The organism is Tardiphaga sp. 215_C5_N2_1, from assembly GCF_052076055.1.
GTDB lineage: Bacteria > Pseudomonadota > Alphaproteobacteria > Rhizobiales > Xanthobacteraceae > Tardiphaga > Tardiphaga robiniae.
On sequence record NZ_CP197240.1, the window covers coordinates 3,868,048 to 3,885,400 of the forward strand.

At 62.0% G+C, this 17,353-nt stretch carries 17 protein-coding genes; 14 read left to right on the top strand and 3 right to left on the bottom strand.

Annotated features, from left to right (window positions below; all coding sequences use genetic code 11):
* Positions 1–819: 819 nt before the first annotated feature.
* Positions 820–1,296 carry a hypothetical protein gene (locus AB7828_RS18440; RefSeq protein WP_089267692.1) on the bottom strand — a complete coding sequence of 159 codons (477 nt, stop codon included), beginning with the start codon at positions 1,294–1,296 and terminating at the stop codon, positions 820–822.
* 200 nt (positions 1,297–1,496) lie between these two features.
* On the opposite strand from AB7828_RS18440, the gene AB7828_RS18445 reads away from it, so the two are divergent.
* The 4 genes from AB7828_RS18445 to AB7828_RS18460 all read left to right on the top strand — a co-directional run bounded on the left by AB7828_RS18445 (position 1,497) and on the right by AB7828_RS18460 (position 4,177).
* Positions 1,497–1,799, top strand: a complete 303-nt coding sequence (locus tag AB7828_RS18445; protein ID WP_184512165.1) for a hypothetical protein — start codon at positions 1,497–1,499, stop codon at positions 1,797–1,799.
* A 148-nt stretch (positions 1,800–1,947) separates the two neighbouring features.
* Complete coding sequence (gene argJ / locus AB7828_RS18450) at positions 1,948–3,195, top strand: bifunctional glutamate N-acetyltransferase/amino-acid acetyltransferase ArgJ (protein WP_441230830.1); 1,248 nt, start codon at positions 1,948–1,950, stop codon at positions 3,193–3,195.
* A 44-nt stretch (positions 3,196–3,239) separates the two neighbouring features.
* A complete protein-coding gene (locus AB7828_RS18455; RefSeq protein WP_439065164.1) occupies positions 3,240–3,782 on the top strand; it encodes a hypothetical protein in 543 nt (180 codons plus the stop codon).
* Positions 3,779–4,177 carry a (deoxy)nucleoside triphosphate pyrophosphohydrolase gene (locus AB7828_RS18460; protein WP_441230831.1) on the top strand — a complete coding sequence of 133 codons (399 nt, stop codon included), beginning with the start codon at positions 3,779–3,781 and terminating at the stop codon, positions 4,175–4,177. Before AB7828_RS18455 ends, AB7828_RS18460 begins: the two co-directional genes overlap by 4 nt.
* On the opposite strand, the gene AB7828_RS18465 is transcribed toward AB7828_RS18460, so the two are convergent.
* Positions 4,174–5,022 (bottom strand): methyltransferase domain-containing protein, encoded by an 849-nt coding sequence (locus AB7828_RS18465; RefSeq protein WP_441230832.1) that lies wholly within the window; start codon positions 5,020–5,022, stop codon positions 4,174–4,176. The genes AB7828_RS18460 and AB7828_RS18465 overlap by 4 nt on opposite strands.
* Before the next feature lie 77 nt (positions 5,023–5,099).
* Here AB7828_RS18465 and AB7828_RS18470 point away from each other — a divergent pair, with 77 nt between their 5' ends.
* From AB7828_RS18470 to AB7828_RS18515, 10 genes are all read left to right on the top strand, one after another.
* Positions 5,100–5,909, top strand: a complete 810-nt coding sequence (locus AB7828_RS18470) for a ComF family protein (RefSeq protein WP_441230833.1) — start codon at positions 5,100–5,102, stop codon at positions 5,907–5,909.
* A gap of 30 nt (positions 5,910–5,939) precedes the next feature.
* On the top strand, positions 5,940–6,215 hold the full coding sequence (gene grxC / locus AB7828_RS18475) for a glutaredoxin 3 (RefSeq protein WP_068729362.1): 276 nt from the start codon (positions 5,940–5,942) through the stop codon (positions 6,213–6,215).
* Positions 6,212–7,111 (top strand): carbon-nitrogen hydrolase family protein, encoded by a 900-nt coding sequence (locus AB7828_RS18480; protein WP_175368049.1) that lies wholly within the window; start codon positions 6,212–6,214, stop codon positions 7,109–7,111. Before grxC ends, AB7828_RS18480 begins: the two co-directional genes overlap by 4 nt.
* Positions 7,108–7,566, top strand: a complete 459-nt coding sequence (locus AB7828_RS18485) for a DUF1178 family protein (RefSeq protein WP_116660084.1) — start codon at positions 7,108–7,110, stop codon at positions 7,564–7,566. Before AB7828_RS18480 ends, AB7828_RS18485 begins: the two co-directional genes overlap by 4 nt.
* A gap of 352 nt (positions 7,567–7,918) precedes the next feature.
* Positions 7,919–9,862, top strand: a complete 1,944-nt coding sequence (locus tag AB7828_RS18490; RefSeq protein WP_089267701.1) for a PrkA family serine protein kinase — start codon at positions 7,919–7,921, stop codon at positions 9,860–9,862.
* Positions 9,863–9,886: 24 nt separating this feature from the next.
* A complete protein-coding gene (locus tag AB7828_RS18495; RefSeq protein ID WP_170849644.1) occupies positions 9,887–11,158 on the top strand; it encodes a YeaH/YhbH family protein in 1,272 nt (423 codons plus the stop codon).
* On the top strand, positions 11,155–12,690 hold the full coding sequence (locus tag AB7828_RS18500; RefSeq protein ID WP_441230834.1) for a SpoVR family protein: 1,536 nt from the start codon (positions 11,155–11,157) through the stop codon (positions 12,688–12,690). The genes AB7828_RS18495 and AB7828_RS18500 overlap by 4 nt, the downstream gene beginning before the upstream one ends.
* A 97-nt stretch (positions 12,691–12,787) precedes the next feature.
* Positions 12,788–13,063, top strand: coding sequence for a metal/formaldehyde-sensitive transcriptional repressor (locus tag AB7828_RS18505; protein WP_184512171.1), 276 nt, complete (start codon positions 12,788–12,790; stop codon positions 13,061–13,063).
* 11 nt (positions 13,064–13,074) lie between these two features.
* Positions 13,075–14,007 carry a CDF family Co(II)/Ni(II) efflux transporter DmeF gene (gene dmeF / locus AB7828_RS18510; RefSeq protein ID WP_441230835.1) on the top strand — a complete coding sequence of 311 codons (933 nt, stop codon included), beginning with the start codon at positions 13,075–13,077 and terminating at the stop codon, positions 14,005–14,007.
* Positions 14,008–14,152: 145 nt separating this feature from the next.
* Entirely contained in the window at positions 14,153–15,745 is a 1,593-nt protein-coding gene (locus tag AB7828_RS18515) for a class I adenylate-forming enzyme family protein (RefSeq protein WP_441230836.1), read from the top strand.
* Here AB7828_RS18515 and AB7828_RS18520 read toward each other — a convergent pair whose 3' ends face one another.
* Positions 15,746–17,335, bottom strand: a complete 1,590-nt coding sequence (locus AB7828_RS18520) for a gamma-glutamyltransferase family protein (RefSeq protein WP_441230837.1) — start codon at positions 17,333–17,335, stop codon at positions 15,746–15,748.
* Positions 17,336–17,353 lie beyond the last annotated feature (18 nt).

The following is a 17,353-nucleotide window of genomic DNA, read 5'->3' on the forward strand; positions in this document are numbered from 1 at the left end:
CCCAAACATTTTTTCCTATTCATCGTTGACAATATCCCTTCATGGACTATATTCCGCAATGTCCTGCCCCACCGAGAGGGGCGATCGCGATCGTCACGTTCGCGGGGCTGGATGCGGTGGACGCCGGAGATGCGGCGTCACGCGGTTCATGGGGAAGCGTCTGTCTTCGGGCAGGACGGATCTGCGCCAGCACTGCCACTGGCATGGCGACGGCCGGCCCTGGGATGGAAAGACTCCCTGGACAGTGTGACGGACGACCAACTCGAAACGCGTTCGGCTTACTCGCTTGAGGCTCCCTTCCCATCGCCTTGGGACTTTAATTCGCGATCGGAGCGTTCGTCGAGGCAAAGTGCAAGCAACCGAAAAAACACCGCAGGCGGAACGTCGGGCACTTGCTCGGCGCCTCCGAAAGTCCTGATGCACTCTAAATTGCGGAAGACCGCATCGCATCAGGCCCAAGGGTGCAACGGGCACCTGGCGTTCCGCACGCCCTCTCACAGGGGCAGGGAATGCAAGCAACGACGGCGCCCCCGCGCCGCAAACAATGGGGGCGATGACGCATGTCTGAAGCGCAGTGGCTGTTTGACATTCACATCAGCGATGACGCCCAGGCGCCGGAGGAATCCCTCCCTCAAGCATTGCGCAGCAATGCGCAGTGGGGAGGGTCGGCCGAGCGAAGCGGAGGCCGGGGTGGGGTCTCTCCGCGAACTCAACGCGTGCGGCACCACCCCCACCCGACCGGCCAAGCGGCCGGCCACCCATGGCGGACGAACCGTCCGCCAGACCCCACGCAAGCGCGGGGAGGGATAAGAAAGCCAGCTACTCGAACTTCATATCGATGCAGCGCGACACGTCCGAGCCCAGCCCCGAGGGAATCGTGACACAGCCACGAATTTTCTGCTGGGTGTTGTCGCTGACCCACATGGCAAAACCACCATTGCCGAAGAACGAATTGGTGTTCGGCGGCTCGGTCTCGGTGGCATCGAAGGAATAGCTGGAGTCGGTGTCGAACACGCGCGGCTTCTTCACGCAGGCGCCGTCGCTCTGGACGTTGATGACTTCCTTGGCATCACGCGTCATCGATAGCGACACCGAGCAACGGAAATATTCCGAGGTCTTCGCATTGAACAGATAGGCATAAGAGCGGCAGGTCGCCGTACTCAGCTTGCCTGCGGCAAGCCCACGCCCGCAGGAGATGCGCTGGTTGTTGCTGAGCTTGAAATCATCTGCCGCAGCAAGACCGGGCGCCAATACCACCGCGCCAACAACCAAAAGACTTTTCACGATCGCTCGCATTGTCGAATCATCCCCATCGCCGCATTCATCGTGGACCGGCTTAGCCCGAAAGCGAAAGATAGTCGCCAGACCGCGCTCGCGAAATAACAAACTCTGTCGCGACCGCATGTCGTATTGACGGGCTGTCACCGTTCGTGATTTGTTCAAGACAACCGCGCAGCCGCGATGTACTTTCAAAAACACGTTTCGGAGAATTTGGGATGACCGCTCGAGCCTTTACGATGCTGTGCGCCGCCGCACTGATGACATCGGCCCTTGCCGGCCCTGCTCTGGCTCAGGCGCCGACGCCCTGGGTGCTCTCGCCCGACATGGGCTATGGCTACGACGCGTCAGGCAAGACCTTCGCGTACAAGATGGGCACCAACAATGCCAAGTTCCTGCTGAAGGGCGCCAAGAAAGTGCCGAAGAACACACTCTTCTTTATCGGCGAGAACGGCCAGCTCTATATGCGCAGCGGCCCGTTCCTCGAAGACGACGGCAAGTTCAAATTCGGCCCGGGCTAGTCCCGGTTTCGGACAGGATCATGCGCAACCGGACGGGTGCCGCATGACGGAGACATGACATTGCTCCCTTCGCCATGAAGCCCTCTCCCACCATGGTGGCAGAGGTGATACAGAGCGCTTCATCTTTTTACGAAAGCTGAAAGCACTCATGGCCAAGTCGCTGCCCGTCTCCCCCCTCGCCCCGACCGCTGTTCCCGAACTGCCCGCCATTGCAGGCGTGCGCCTCGCCACGGCCGCTGCCGGCATCCGCTATACCGGCCGCACCGATGTGCTGCTCGCGGTGATGGACAAGGGCACGACGGCCGCCGGCGTCTTCACCACGTCGAAGTGTCCGTCCGCTCCGGTGGAATGGTGCCGCGCCGTGCTGAAGGGCGGCAAAGCCCAGGCGCTGGTGGTCAACTCCGGCAATGCCAATGCCTTCACCGGCAAGACCGGCAAGGCCTCGACCAAACTCACCGGCGACATCGCGTCCAAGGCCGTCGGCTGCAAGCCGAACGAGATCTTCCTCGCCTCGACCGGCGTGATCGGCGAGCCGCTCGACGCCACCAAGTTCGACGGTGTTCTCGCCACGCTGGCCGATAGCGCGACGCCCGAGGGCTGGATGGACGCCGCCAAGGCGATCATGACCACCGACACCTTCCCGAAGGTCGCGACGGCCACCGTGAAACTTGGCAAGGCCAACGTCACCATCAACGGCATCGCCAAGGGCTCGGGCATGATCGCACCAGACATGGCGACCATGCTGTCCTTCGTCTTCACCGACGCGCCGATCAGCGCGCCGGCCTTGCAGGCGCTGCTCAAGGCGGGCGTCGATGACACGTTCAATGCCGTGACGGTCGATGGCGACACTTCGACCTCCGACACCCTTATGATGTTCGCCACCGGCGCCGCGGCGGCCCAGGGCGCACCGAAGATCACCAAGGCCAGCGACGTCAGGCTAAAGCCATTCGTGAAGGCGCTGCAGACGCTGCTCGCCGACCTCGCCGAACAGGTCGCCCGTGACGGCGAAGGCGCCCGCAAGCTGATCGAGATCATCGTTGAAGGCGCAACCACCAAGGCCTCGGCCCGCAAGATCGCCATGTCGATCGCCAATTCGCCGCTGGTGAAGACTGCCGTTGCCGGTGAAGACGCCAATTGGGGACGCGTGGTGATGGCCGTCGGCAAGGCCGGCCAGCCGGCCAATCGCGACAAGCTGTCGATCTCGTTCAACGGCATCCGCGTCGCCAAGTCCGGCGCGCGCGACCCGTCCTATAACGAGGCCGAGGTCTCGAAGACGATGAAAGAGCAGAAAATCCAGATCAAGGTGGCGCTCGGCCTCGGCAAAGCGCGCGACCGCGTGCTGACCTGCGACCTCACCAAGGAATATATCGCGATCAACGGCGATTATCGGTCGTAGCTTGCTGCTGCGCCTGCGGACGAATGTCGATGAGGATATGTGCGATGGCCGGCATGACAGGGGGCCTGATCCTTGCCTGTGCCGTCGCAATGCCCCTCGGCACCGCCGAAGCGCAGGATCAGCCATCGAGCAGGACACGCACGCTCACCCGCAGCGTCAAGGCCGGTCAGGAGGTCGGCCTTGGCTTCGCGGTGCGATGGAACGCGAAATGTGAGCCGGTGCTGCCCAAGCTCACTATCGCCAAACCTCCGTCGCATGGCAGTCTGTGCGGACGGACGATCATGGTCACCCCACAAAAGAATGTGACCGGGGACGACCAGACCTGTGTCGGGAAACGCATGCGCGCACTGCAACTGGTTTACATGCCCAGCAGCGACTATTCCGGAGCGGACACGGTCGACTACATCATCGAACTGCCGCGCGTGCAGCTCACGACCCATGTCGACATTCAGGTAATCCCGAACGATGCTGCAACCAAAACTCTCATACCAAACAATGAGACCGCGCCCGGAAAAGCTGGCGATGCGATCGTTCCCTGTGCCCCACACATGTCCCAGACAACCAACAACCGCGTAATAACCCTATGAAACTTGTCCTCGTCGTCGCCTGCGCACTGATCGACCCCGACGGCCGCGTGCTAATCGCACAGCGGCCGGAAGGCAAGGCGCTGGCCGGCCTGTGGGAATTTCCCGGCGGCAAGCTGGAGCCCGGCGAACGGCCCGAAGCCGCGCTGATCCGCGAGCTCGATGAAGAACTCGGGATCACCGTGAAGGAAGCCTGCCTCGCGCCGCTGACCTTCGCCAGCCATGCCTATGAGGACTTCCATCTGTTGATGCCGCTCTATATCTGCCGGCGCTGGGAAGGCCTCGCGATCTCGAAAGAGGGCCAGAACCTCACCTGGGTGCGGCCGAACAAGCTGCGCGACTATCCGATGCCGGCTGCGGATATCCCGCTGATCCCGCATCTGATCGATCTGCTCTAGGGCTTCAGCCCCCTCACAGCATCCGCGAGACTCGCTTTCGCCGAGCCAGGCTTCAATGGCTTCTGCTGGCTCTCATGCGGCGCCCAGCCGGAGAGCCAGATGATGTCGAAGGTCGCGCGGATGCGGCCGTCGGGGTCGGAGAAACGCTCGCTATAGATCTGCGCCATGCGCAGCAACGTCGCGCGGCGCAGCGGCGCCCGGCGGCGCTCGACCAGCACATTGGTGGCGCCCATCCTGCGCAGATCCTGCATCAGACCGAAGGCACTGTCGTAGCGCACCACGACGCGATCGACATCGGTCACCGGCAGCGCAAATCCCGCGCGCTGCAGCAAGGCGCCGACATCGCGCAGATCGGCCATTGGTGCGACGCGCGGCGAGATGCCGCCGTCGCGTTCGGCTTCCGCCGCGGCGAAGCTCTGCCGCAGCTCGGTCAGCGTGTCGCCGCCAAGCATTGCGGCCAGCAGCAAGCCGTCAGGCTTCAGCGCGCGGCGGATCTGCGCCATCACGCCGGGCAGATCGTTAACGAAGTGCAGCCCAAGCGCGGAGATGACGAGATCGAGCGACGCCGGCGCGAGATTGAGACCATCGCTTTCGACATTGGGCACGTCCGCATGTGTGAGATGGCCAACACGCCCGGCCACAACATCGCGCAGGCGGTCGCCCGGCGTCGCGACGTCAGCGGCACTGTCGAACTGGCGCAGCACTGCCTGCAATCGCTCATCCATGTCGGCGATGACACGATCCAGCAGGAAATTCTCGGCGCCCAGCCGCGATGCACGCCCCTGCCGCGCCCGCAGCAGAGCGCGGTCGAACAGGATCGGTGCAGTATTGGAGGTCTGAGCCATGCGGCTTGGTACGCCGAAGACTGGGGATCTGGCAATCGCGCTTGAGGTAGGCGCAAGAGAGTTCTAGCCTTCAACCTATGGACGCAGAGGCGACAGTGTCATGGTCCCTCCCCGCGCAATTGCGCGGCGCGCTGAAGCTTTGCCGGTCTGCATGGACGCAAACCGCCCGTCTTGCGCTCGACATCGCGCTGCCGACGCTCTGCGTCGCCTGCCGGGACCCCGTCGCCGGCGAAGGCGTCTGCGCGGCCTGCTGGGGCAAGCTCTCCTTCATCGCGCCGCCGTTCTGCAGCCGGCTCGGCATTCCGTTTGTCTATGATCCCGGCCCGGGCATCCTGTCGATGCAGGCGATCGCCGATCCGCCGGCCTATCAGCGCGCCCGCGCCGCCGTGCGCTATGACGATGTCGCCCGCACGCTGGTGCATCAGTTGAAATATCATGACCGGACCGATCTGGCGCCGACTATGGGCCGCTGGATGGCGCGGGCGGGGAAGGAATTGCTCGCAGACGCCGATCTTCTGGTGCCGGTGCCGCTGCATTGGCGGCGCGGCTTCAGCCGGCGCTTCAACCAGTCCGGCGCGCTGGCGCGGGAAATCGGCCGGCAGAGCGGCGTTGCAATATCCCGCGACGCCTTACGGCGAATACGCCCGACCGAACACCAGATCGGCCTGTCGCGCAGCGAGCGCGCCAGCAATGTCCAGGGCGCCTTCAAGGTCCCGCCCGAACACCGGGCTGAAATCCAGGGCCGCCGCATCATTCTGGTCGACGACGTGCTGACCTCGGGTGCCACGACGGACGCCTGCGCACGGGCGCTGCTGCGCGCCAAGGCGGCCCAGGTCGATGTGCTGGTCTTTGCGCGGGTTGTGGAGGCCCACAAGGTCCCCATATAATCAGGCACTTCCCTGCAACTGGAGCACCCGATGGCCGCCGCGATTGAAATCTACACCCGCCCCGGCTGCGGCTATTGCAGCGCCGCGATCTCGCTGCTCCAGCGCAAGAAAGCTGCATTCACCCATTTCGACACCGCGACCGATCCGAAGCTGCGCCAGGAAATGTTCGACCGTACCTACCCCGGCGCCACCTTCCCGCAGATCTTCATCGATGGCACCCTTATCGGCGGCTGTGACGATCTCTATGCATTGGACCGCGAAGGCAAATTTGACGCCATGATCGCAGGCGAGAAGGCCACCTCATGAGCCAGACATCTCCGACGTCCGAGCCCCAGACCTTCACCGCCGCAATGGTGCAGATGCGCACCGGCCTGCTGCCGGAGCCGAGCCTCGAACAGGGCCGCCATCTGATCCGCGAAGCCGTTCTCGCCGGCGCTGACTATGTGCTCACGCCGGAAGTGAGCAACATGATGCAGCTCAACCGCACAGCGCTGTTCGAACATCTGCGCCCGGAAGAAGACGACCTCTCGCTGAAGGCCTATCGCGCGCTCGCCGCGGAGCTGAAGATCTACCTGCATATCGGATCGCTGGCCGTGCTGGCCAACCCCGAACGCGCCGCCAATCGCTCGTTCCTGATCGGACCGGACGGCAATGTCCTGGCGAGCTACGACAAGATCCACATGTTCGACATCGACCTGCCGAACGGCGAGAGCTATCGCGAATCCGCGAATTATCAGCCGGGCGAGACCGCCGTCATCTCGGATCTCCCCTGGGGCCGCATCGGTCTGACCATCTGCTACGACGTCCGCTTCCCGGCGCTGTACCGCGCATTGGCCGAAAGCGGCGCGTCTTTCCTCACCGTGCCCTCGGCATTCACCCAGAAGACCGGCGAAGCTCATTGGCACACGCTGCTGCGCGCCCGCGCCATCGAGACTGGCTGCTTCGTCTTTGCGGCAGCCCAGGGCGGCGTGCATGAGAACAAGCGTGCGACATATGGACACTCGCTGATTATCGACCCGTGGGGCGTGGTTCTGGCCGAAGCGACGGGCGTCGAGCCGGGCTTCATTCTGGCCAAAATCGATCCTGCGAAGGTGACGGAAGCGCGCAAGACCGTACCGTCCCTGCAGCACGGCCGCCGTTTCAGCGTCAGCGATCCCAAATCGGGCCCAGACTATCTGCACCTTGTCCGGCAAGCGACATGATCCGTTACGACCTACGCTGCGAGAAGGGCCATGCTTTCGAAAGCTGGTTCCAGAGTTCCGGCGCCTATGACTCCCAAGTGAAGCGCAAGCTGGTGAATTGCCCGAATTGCGGATCGGTGAAGGTCGAAAAGGCCATTATGGCCCCGCGTATCGTGGGCAAGAGCAAGAATCGCCCGGCACCCGCCCCTGACGCCGGTTCCGAGACCACAGCCCCGCTGATGATGGCGCCGCAGGAAGCCGAACTGCGCGCCAAGCTGAAAGAACTGCGCGATCACGTTACTAAAAACGCGGACAATGTCGGTGAAAGCTTCCCGACCGAAGCTCGCAAGATGCATTATGGCGACATCGAACATCGTCCGATCTACGGCGAAGCGACGCCGGATGAAGCACGGTCGCTCATCGATGAAGGTATCGAGGTGACTCCGCTGCCTGTCCTGCCCGGCGATCGGAACTGAGCGCAACCTCCGCTCACCAGCATTCTTGTGCGCGTTTCGACTCATCCAAACTGCGCCGTCGGTACATGATTCCGAAAGCTTCCCACATACGGCAACTTTGTGGCGTTCGAGTCACAGGCGTGCACAATCGCTTTGTTAGCCCTTGAGACATGGCAAAACTCGCCTAACTTATAAGCAAGTGCCTGAATATGAGTCGCGCGATGCACTCAGATCGCATTGCGCGATTTCGGACCTGGATGTGTCCTGAAGGCTATAGTGCTGATGTTGAGTCGCGATCGGAAAGACGCGTTCCGTTACCACCTTAGGAGCATCGCGACCAACAGGACGGCCGACCAGCAAGGAGAGAGGGATCATGTACAACGATTCTCTGTTCAATGCGTTCGCTAGAAGTTACGAAGCCCGAAGTGAGACGGACATGTCGATGTCCGAGTATCTGGAATCCTGCAGAGGGGACCCGATGCGATATGCGAACGCGGCGGAACGCCTACTGGCGGCGATCGGCGAGCCTCAAATGATAGACACGGCCAAGGATCCACGCCTTGGCCGTATTTTTTTGAATCGTACCATCCGTAGCTATCCAGCCTTTGCCGGCTTTCACGGCATGGAAGATACGATCGAACGCATCGTCGCCTTCTTCCGCCATGCGGCGCAGGGCCTCGAAGAGCGCAAGCAGATTCTCTATCTGCTCGGCCCGGTCGGCGGCGGCAAATCATCGCTTGCCGAGCGCCTCAAGGCCTTGATGGAAGTCCATCCCATCTATGTGCTGAAAGCTGGCGACGAACTCTCTCCGGTTTATGAAAGCCCGCTCAGCCTGTTCGATCCCGACACGCTCGGCCCGATGATCGAAGAGAAATATGGCATTCCGCGCCGGCGGCTTACGGGTCTCATGAGTCCGTGGTGCTACAAGCGGCTCGAAGCTTTCGGCGGCGACATCTCGCAATTCCGTGTCGCCCGCATCCAGCCGTCGCGATTGCGCCAGATCGCCATCGCCAAGACCGAACCCGGTGACGAGAACAACCAGGACATCTCCTCGCTGGTCGGCAAGGTGGATATCCGCAAGCTCGAAATCTTCGCCCAAAACGATCCCGACGCTTACAGCTATTCCGGTGGCCTCAACCGCGCCAATCAGGGCGTGCTTGAATTCGTCGAAATGTTCAAGGCGCCAATCAAGATGCTGCATCCGCTTCTGACGGCGACGCAGGAAGGCAACTATATCGGCACCGAAAACATCGGCGCCATCCCGTTCACTGGCGTGATTCTCGCCCACTCCAACGAGTCCGAGTGGCAGAGTTTCAAGGCCAACAAGAATAATGAAGCCTTCATCGATCGTATCTGCGTCATCAAGGTGCCGTACTGCCTGCGCGTCACCGAAGAACAGAAGATCTATGAGAAGCTCATTCAGGGTTCCGAACTCGCCACCGCACCTTGCGCACCGGCGACGTTGGAAACCCTGGCACGCTTCTCCGTGATGTCGCGGCTGCGCAAGCACGAAAACTCGACCACCTTCGCCAAGATGCGGGTCTATGACGGCGAAAGCCTGAAAGAGTCGGATCCAAAGGCCCGCAGCGTTCAGGAATACAAGGACGCCGCCGGTGTTGATGAAGGCATGGACGGTGCCTCGACGCGCTTCGCGTTCAAAGTTCTGGCCGCAACCTACAATCACGACACGTCGGAGATTGGGGCGGATCCCGTACACCTGATGTATACGCTGGAGCAAGCGATCCGCAGGGAGCAGATGCCTGATGAAGTCGAAAAACGTTATCTCGAATTCATCAAGGCCGAGCTAGTACCGCGTTATGCGGAGTTCATCGGTCACGAAATCCAGAAAGCCTATCTGGAATCCTATTCGGACTACGGCCAGAACCTGTTCGATCGCTACGTCGACTATGCCGATGCCTGGATCGAGGATCAGGACTTCAAGGATCCTGACACCGGACAATTGCTTGATCGCGAATTGCTCAATCAGGAACTGAGCAAGATCGAAAAACCGGCCGGAATCGCCAACCCCAAGGACTTCCGCAACGAAGTCGTGAAGTTCTCGCTTCGCTCGCGGGCACAGAACGGTGGAAAGAATCCGACCTGGACGAGTTATGAGAAGATCAGGGAAGTCATCGAAAAGCGCATCTTCTCTCAAGTTGAAGATCTGCTTCCGGTGATCTCCTTCGGATCGAAGAAGGACGGCGAGACCGAGAAAAAGCATGACGACTTCGTCGCGCGGATGATCGTTCGCGGCTACACCGAGCGCCAGGTTCGCCGTCTCGTCGAATGGTATATGCGCGTGAAACAGGCCGGCTGACGCAAGGAGCCAACATACGTGGCCATGCATATCGTCGATAGACGCCTGAACCCGAGCAGCAAGAGTCTGGAGAACCGCCAGCGGTTCTTGCGACGCGCGAAAGCTCTGGTTCAGGGAGCCGTCAAGAAAGCCTCCCAGGACCGCGACATCAAAGACGTCCTGGAAGGCGGCGAAGTGTCCATCCCGCTCGACGGGATGAACGAGCCCCGCTTTTATCGCGAAGGCGGCATTCGCGACCGGGTGTTGCCCGGCAACGTGAAATTCGTGGAAGGTGATTACCTTCAGCGGCCGCAATCGAAGAGCGGCAGATCGAACGATGCCGGTGAAGGCGACGGCGAGGATGCATTCCGGTTTGTGCTCAGCCGGGAGGAGTTCGTCGACATTTTCCTCGACGACCTGGAACTGCCGGATCTTTCCAAGCGCAAGCTGGCCGAAGTCGAAAACGAAGGCCTGCGCCGCGCCGGATATACGACGTCCGGTTCGCCTGCCAATATCTCGGTCAGCCGCACCGTACGCTTGGCCATGGCACGACGGGTTGCACTGCAGCGACCGCGACCCGAGGCCATTGCACAGTTGGAAGCTGAACTGGAGCATTGCAGTGACGAGCGCCGCCCCGAATTGCTGGCAGAGATCACGCGGCTGAAATCCAAGATGCGGCGGATTCCGTTCATCGATCCCATCGACATCCGCTATCGCCGCTTCGAGAACGTGCCGAAGCCGGTGGCGCAGGCGGTGATGTTCTGCCTGATGGACGTCTCCGGCTCGATGTCCGAGCACATGAAGGATCTCGCCAAGCGGTTCTACATGCTGCTCTACGTCTTCCTGACGCGTCGCTATCGCAAGGTCGAGATCGTCTTCATCCGTCACACCGACCGTGCCGAGGAAGTCGACGAGCAGACCTTCTTCCACGGCCCCGCGTCGGGCGGCACGCTGGTTTCCAGCGCACTGCAGGCCATGCATGAGATCGTGCAGTCACGCTATCGCCCCGCCGACTGGAATATCTATGCCGCACAGGCCTCGGACGGCGACAACTCCTATGCCGATGGCGATCTCTCCGGCCGCCTGCTCAAGGACATGATCCTGCCGGTGACGCAGTTCTTCGCCTATCTGGAAGTGGGCGAATCCGGCAGCCATCCGTTCGAAATGTCGGAATCCTCACTGTGGACGCTGTATCAGCGGCTGCGCGCGGAAGGTGCACCGCTGTCGATGCGCAAGGTCAACGACCGCAGCGAGATCTTTCCGGTGTTCCACGACCTGTTTCAACGTCGCCAGGCCAAGGAGAGGGTGGCTCCATGACAGACCGTCTCTACGAAGGCGCGGACTGGGACTTCACCACATTGCAGCGCATCCACGATGCCTGCGAGGAGATTGCCGAAAAGGAGCTCGGCCTCAACGTCTACCCGAACCAGATCGAGGTCATCACCGCCGAACAGATGCTGGACGCTTACTCGTCCGTAGGCATGCCGCTGTATTACAAGCACTGGTCGTTCGGCAAACAATTCGCCCATCAGGAAGCGTCCTATCGCAAGGGCCTGATGGGTTTGGCCTATGAGATCGTTATTAACTCGTCGCCATGCATTTCCTACCTGATGGAGGAAAACACGGCGACGATGCAGACGCTGGTAATTGCCCACGCCGCTTTCGGCCATAATCACTTCTTCAAGAACAATTATTTGTTCAAGCAGTGGACCGACGCCGACGGCATTCTCGACTATCTCGATTTTGCCAAGGGCTATGTGGCGCAGTGCGAGGAAAAGCATGGCCGCGCAGCGGTGGAGCAGACGCTCGACGCCGCGCACGCGCTGATGTCGCACGGCGTCGATCGCTATCCCGGCAAAAAATCGCTGGATTTGCGGGCCGAGGAAAAACGCGCCAAAGAGCGCCGCAATCACGAAGAAACTTCGTTCAACGATCTGTGGCGCACGGTGCCGACGGGGCGTACAAAGAGTGCCTCACTGCTCAGCGCGGAGCGACGACGCGCCCTGCTCGGCCTGCCGCAGGAAAACCTGCTATATTTTCTGGAGAAATCCGCACCGCGCCTGAAGACCTGGCAGCGCGAACTCATCCGCATCGTCCGGCACATCTCGCAATATTTCTACCCGCAAGGTCAGACCAAGGTGATGAACGAAGGCACGGCCACTTACGTGCACTATCGCATCATGAGCCGGCTGCATCAGACCGGACAGATCTCGGATGGCAACTTCCTGGAATTCCTGCAATCGCACACCAATGTCGTGTTCCAGCCGAATTACGACGACCGGCGCTTCTCGGGCTTCAACCCCTATGCGCTCGGCTTCGCCATGATGCAGGACATCGAAAAAATCGTCACCGATCCGACCGACGAGGACCGCGCGTGGTTTCCCGATATCGCCGGCAAAGGCGATGCAATGGCGGTCCTGCGCGATATCTGGGCGAACTACCGCGACGAGAGCTTCGTCAGCCAGTTCCTGAGCCCACGACTGATGCGCCACATGCGGATGTTCCACCTGCATGACGATCCGGCCGTGTCGGAAGGCATCCGCGTCGACGCCATCCATGACGAGCGTGGCTATCGCCGCGTCCGACGTGTGCTGGCGCGTCAGTACGACGTCGGCCTGATTGATGCGAATATCGAAGTGGTGGACGTCGACCTCGCCGGCGATCGCCGGCTGATGCTGAAGCATTCGGTGCTCAATGGCGCTCTGCTGAATGAGGCCGACGCCAAGCGGGTGCTGCAGCATCTCGCCGATCTCTGGAGCTACGACGTCTCGCTTGCCGAGGTCGATGCTTCCGGCCTGGTGCTCAAGGAACACGTCGCCCATCCCCGCGTGATGGCCGCGGCCGCCTGATCGATCCCTCTCCGTCTCCTCCCGCAAACTCCCCTGCCCGGCTTGTCGCCGGGCGGGGACTTTCGCTCGGACGAAATATGGGGTAGGGGACTACCCTATGTCGCATCTCACCGCTAACAAGACCAAGCTGCTCGCCCGGGTCCGTCGGCTCGCCGGCCAAATGGCCGCCATCGAGAAGGCCATCACCGAAGACGCCGGCTGCGCCACGATTCTGCATCAGGTCGCAGGCGTGCGCGGCGCCGTGAGCGGGCTGATGGATGAACTGATCGAGGACCATGTCCGCGAGCATGTCGCCCATCCCGGTCTCAGCGCCGACGACCGGGCGGCCGGCGCCGAAGAACTCGTCGCCGCTATCCGGCGTTACGCGAAATAAGGACCGGCAGTATGCGCACCCACTCCGACATCGACCACCTGTCCCACGAGCACATGTTTCTTGGCGACAATCATGACGAGAACACCCGCCGCACGCTGTGGGTGGTCGTCCTTACGGCGCTGATGATGGTCGGCGAGATCGTTGCCGGCACTGTCTTCAACTCGATGGCGCTGCTAGCTGACGGCTTCCACATGGCGACCCATGCCGTGGCGCTCGCCATTGCTGCGGGCGCCTATGCCTATGCGCGCCGCAACGCGCATAACCGCCGCTTTACTTTCGGCACGGGCAAGGTCGGCGATCTCGCCGGCTTTGCCTCCGCGTTGGTGCTGGCGATCATCGCCATCGGCATCGCCGTCGAATCCGTGCAGCGGCTATTCAATCCGTCCACAGTCGCCTTCGGCGAAGCCACGGTGATCGCCGTCATCGGCTTGATCGTGAATATCGCCAGTGCGTTTCTGCTGAGCGGCGGCCATCATCACCACGGCCACGATCAACATGCTCACGGCCATGACCACGACCATCACCATGGCGCGCATCATCGCGACAACAATATGCGCTCCGCCTTCATGCATGTGCTGGCCGATGCGCTGACCTCGGTGCTCGCCATCGCCGCGCTGCTAGCCGGCCGCTATCTTGACTGGGTCTGGCTCGATCCTGTGATGGGCATTGTCGGCGGCATCGTCATCGCCGTCTGGGCGTGGAATCTGCTGCACGACACAGCGGCCGTGTTGCTCGACACGTCAGATCCGCATCTCGAACAGGAAATCCGCGAAGAAGTCGAGCGCCCCGGCGACGCCCGCATCTTCGACCTCCACGTCTGGCGCGTCGGCCCTGGTGCGCATGCTGCGATCGTCGGCTTTGCCGGCGGAGCGAGCACAGAGACGGTGCGGCAGCGCCTCACGGCCGTGCATGAATTGCAGCACGTGACTGTGGAAGCGCGCTAGCGTCGGACGCACATCTCCCGCGTTACGAGCCATGCAGCGAAGCGGGTTGGCATTCACGGCTTGGCTGATTAACCTGACGTCATCATCGCCAGCCAAATGGCGGGACGTGCCGATTGCGGCGCGCAAAAAAACGTCTGGGACGGACATGCAAGGACAGATCGCGCCGGACACCTCAACGCCGACCACCCGCCATGAAGTTCTCTACGGCGAACGCGTTGTCGCCTGTTTCTCCGATCGTTCGCCGAACCTCGATGCGATGCTCCGTGCTGCTGCGGCCCGGAAGCCCGATGGCGTTGCGCTGGTGCTCGGCGAAAAACGCGTCACCTATGCGGAGCTCGACCGCGTCGCGGAGAATATCGCTCGCAATCTGATCGCCTCCAGCTTCAAAAGGGGCGAACGCATCGCGATGCTGCTCGGCAACTGCCTGGAATTCATCTTCTGCGCGCTCGGCGCCGTCCGCGCCGGCATGATTATCGTCCCGCTCAATACGCGGCAACGCGCACCCGAGATCGACTATGTGTTGCAGCAGTGTGGGGCTTCAGCGCTCGTCTATGACGCCGACTGCGAGGCCAACCTGCCCGCACCACGTGCGGACTTGCGCAATCAGTGGGTGGTCGGCAGCGGCCGTGCGCCATCCTTTGCGGAGCTGACGAAAGATGCGCCTGCCACTGCTCTGCCTGAGCTGACTCAGGAGGATACCGCTTTTCTGCTCTATACGTCAGGCACCACTGGCAACCCGAAAGGCGCGATGCTTACCCATGCCAGCATCATCCATTCGCTGCTGAACTTCCAGCACGGCTATGGCCTGCATGACGGTGACGTCACCATGCTGGCGGTGCCCGCATCGCATGTCACCGGCCTCGTGGCACTGATCCTCGCGACCATCAATGTCGCCGGCACCACCGTGATCCTGCCAGCATTCAAGGCGCCGGAATTTCTGGCCGTCGCCGCGCGCGAGCGCATGACCTACACGCTGATGGTCCCGGCAATGTATAATCTCTGCCTGCTGCAGCCGGATTTCGAGCGTCACGATCTGTCCTCGTGGCGCATCGCCGGCTTCGGCGGCGCGCCGATGCCGGAAGCCACGATCAAGCGCCTCGCCGAGGTGCTGCCGAAGCTCAATCTCTGCAATGCCTATGGCGCGACCGAAACCACCTCACCCGCGACGATGTTTCCGCCCGGCGCGCCCGTCAGCAAGATCAATTCGGTCGGACGCCCGGTAACCGGCGCACATATCATCATCGCTGATGACGATGGCCACGAGGTGCCGGCCGGCCAGGACGGCGAATTGCTGATTGCCGGCGCAATGGTCGTACCGGGCTATTGGGACAATCCGGATGCGACTCGCACCGGCTTCGTCGGTGGCTACTGGCGCTCCGGCGATATCGGCCGCATGGACGCGGACGGCTATGTCTATGTGGTCGATCGCAAGAAGGACATGATCAATCGCGCCGGCTTCAAGATCTACTGTACCGAGGTCGAAAACGTGATGTCACATCATCCCGCCATCGTCGAAAGCGCAGTGGTGGGCAAACCGGATCCGGTGCTCGGCGAACGCGTACACGCCTTCGTCTACGGCCCCGATGGCGGCAACGAGGCCGACATCCGCAAATACTGCGCGGAGCGACTGTCCGACTACAAGGTGCCGGACACCATCACCTTCCTGAAGGAGCCGCTGCCGCGCAACGCCAATGGCAAGATCCTCAAGACCGAACTACGCAAGATGATGGCGAGCTGATCACCAAGCGGCGACAGCACCATCCGAGCGCGGGTCCGTCGCGCCTTCGAGCACGCCATTGGCGTGCAGCACGATGGCGCCGGCATGGCCCATGGTGCCGGTATAGCTGCCGAGCACCTCCACCACGTGACCGGCATCCCGAAGCTGCTGGATCAATGCGGGATCGAAGCGATCCTCGACCTTCAGCGTGACGCTCTCGTCGCCCCAGGTCTTGCCGAGCAGCCAGCGCGGCGCGGTCACCGCCTGCTGCAGCGGCATGCCGAACATGCCGTAGCGCGAGAACACCGCAGACTGTGTCTGCGGCTGACCTTCGCCGCCCATATTGCCATAAACCATGCGGCGACCGTCATCGAAGATCGCCATCGCCGGATTGAGCGTGTGGAAGGGCTTGCGGCCCGGCTTCAGCGCATTCCAGCCACTCTCGGCAAGCCGGAACGAGGCGCCGCGGTTTTGCCAGCAGATGCCGGTTTCCGGCAGCACGACGCCGGAGCCGAACTCGAAATAGACCGACTGAATGAACGACACCGAACGGCCCTGTTCGTCGATGACGCCGAGCCAGATGGTATCGCCGGGCTTGCGCACATGCGGCCACGGCAGCGCAATCTTGCGATCGATATGGCGCGCCAACTCGTCCAGCTTGGCGTCGTCGAGGAAAGCCGCAGGATCCACCGTCATGTGATCGGGATCGCCGACATGCTCGTCGCGCACGATGAACGCCTGTTTGGTGGCCTCGATCAAGCCGTGAATGTGATCGAAACCTTCGGCCTGGGTGACACCAAGGCGATCGAACATCGCGAGGATCATCAGCGACGACAGGCCCTGCGTCGGCGGCGCCATGTTGAACAGCTGCGCGCCGCGCACGGTGGTCGATAGCGGCGGGCGCTCGGTGGCTTGATGGTTCTGCAGATCGGCCGCGGTGACGGGCGATGCGACCCTGGCGAGGTCAGCGGCGATCGTGTCGGCCAGCTTGCCGTTGTAGAAACTCTCGAAGCCCTCGACGGCCAGACGCTTCAGCGTCGCGCCGAGCGCCGGCAGTTTCATGATATCGCCTTCGGCCGGCGCCTGCCCATTCGGCATGAAAGTCCCGGCGAAATTCGGCTGGTCCTTCAGCTCCGCGAATTTCTCAGACGTCAGTTCGGATTGGCTGCGCGTGACGACGATGCCGCTCTCGGCATAATAGATTGCGCTGTCGAGCAGGCGTTCGCGCGACAGCGGCTTCTGCCAATGCTTCGAAACATCCAGCGCCTTCTGCCAGCCGGACACCGTGCCGGCGACGGTGTTGGCAGCGAGCGGTCCGCGGAACGGAATCGCCGAAGCGCCCTTCGACGCATAGTAAGCAAGGTCCACCGCTGCGCCGGCGCGGCCGCAGGCATCCACCGTGATCGGCGCCTTACCGGGCTCGGCGATCAGCCAGAAGCCGTCGCCGCCGATGCCGGTCATGTGCGGATAGACCACTGCGAGCGCCGCCGCTACGGCGATCGCCGCTTCCACAGCGGTCCCGCCGTCCTTGAGCACATCGAGACCGGCCTGCGACGCCAAGTGATGCGGCGAGGTAACCATGCCCCGTCGCGCGCGCGGTGTTTCAAGCATTCGTCGTCTCCAGAACTC

Coding starts and splice junctions, on each gene's coding strand:
- AB7828_RS18480 (WP_175368049.1), top strand. CDS start 6,212: ATGAGCCAGACATCTCCGACGTCCGAGCCCCAGACCTTCACCGCCGCA.
- AB7828_RS18440 (WP_089267692.1), bottom strand. CDS start 1,296: ATGCGAGCGATCGTGAAAAGTCTTTTGGTTGTTGGCGCGGTGGTATTG.
- argJ (WP_441230830.1), top strand. CDS start 1,948: ATGGCCAAGTCGCTGCCCGTCTCCCCCCTCGCCCCGACCGCTGTTCCC.
- AB7828_RS18445 (WP_184512165.1), top strand. CDS start 1,497: ATGACCGCTCGAGCCTTTACGATGCTGTGCGCCGCCGCACTGATGACA.
- AB7828_RS18500 (WP_441230834.1), top strand. CDS start 11,155: ATGACAGACCGTCTCTACGAAGGCGCGGACTGGGACTTCACCACATTG.
- AB7828_RS18460 (WP_441230831.1), top strand. CDS start 3,779: ATGAAACTTGTCCTCGTCGTCGCCTGCGCACTGATCGACCCCGACGGC.
- AB7828_RS18455 (WP_439065164.1), top strand. CDS start 3,240: ATGGCCGGCATGACAGGGGGCCTGATCCTTGCCTGTGCCGTCGCAATG.
- AB7828_RS18520 (WP_441230837.1), bottom strand. CDS start 17,335: ATGCTTGAAACACCGCGCGCGCGACGGGGCATGGTTACCTCGCCGCAT.
- AB7828_RS18485 (WP_116660084.1), top strand. CDS start 7,108: ATGATCCGTTACGACCTACGCTGCGAGAAGGGCCATGCTTTCGAAAGC.
- dmeF (WP_441230835.1), top strand. CDS start 13,075: ATGCGCACCCACTCCGACATCGACCACCTGTCCCACGAGCACATGTTT.
- AB7828_RS18515 (WP_441230836.1), top strand. CDS start 14,153: ATGCAAGGACAGATCGCGCCGGACACCTCAACGCCGACCACCCGCCAT.
- AB7828_RS18465 (WP_441230832.1), bottom strand. CDS start 5,022: ATGGCTCAGACCTCCAATACTGCACCGATCCTGTTCGACCGCGCTCTG.
- AB7828_RS18490 (WP_089267701.1), top strand. CDS start 7,919: ATGTACAACGATTCTCTGTTCAATGCGTTCGCTAGAAGTTACGAAGCC.
- AB7828_RS18470 (WP_441230833.1), top strand. CDS start 5,100: ATGGACGCAGAGGCGACAGTGTCATGGTCCCTCCCCGCGCAATTGCGC.
- grxC (WP_068729362.1), top strand. CDS start 5,940: ATGGCCGCCGCGATTGAAATCTACACCCGCCCCGGCTGCGGCTATTGC.
- AB7828_RS18505 (WP_184512171.1), top strand. CDS start 12,788: ATGTCGCATCTCACCGCTAACAAGACCAAGCTGCTCGCCCGGGTCCGT.
- AB7828_RS18495 (WP_170849644.1), top strand. CDS start 9,887: ATGCATATCGTCGATAGACGCCTGAACCCGAGCAGCAAGAGTCTGGAG.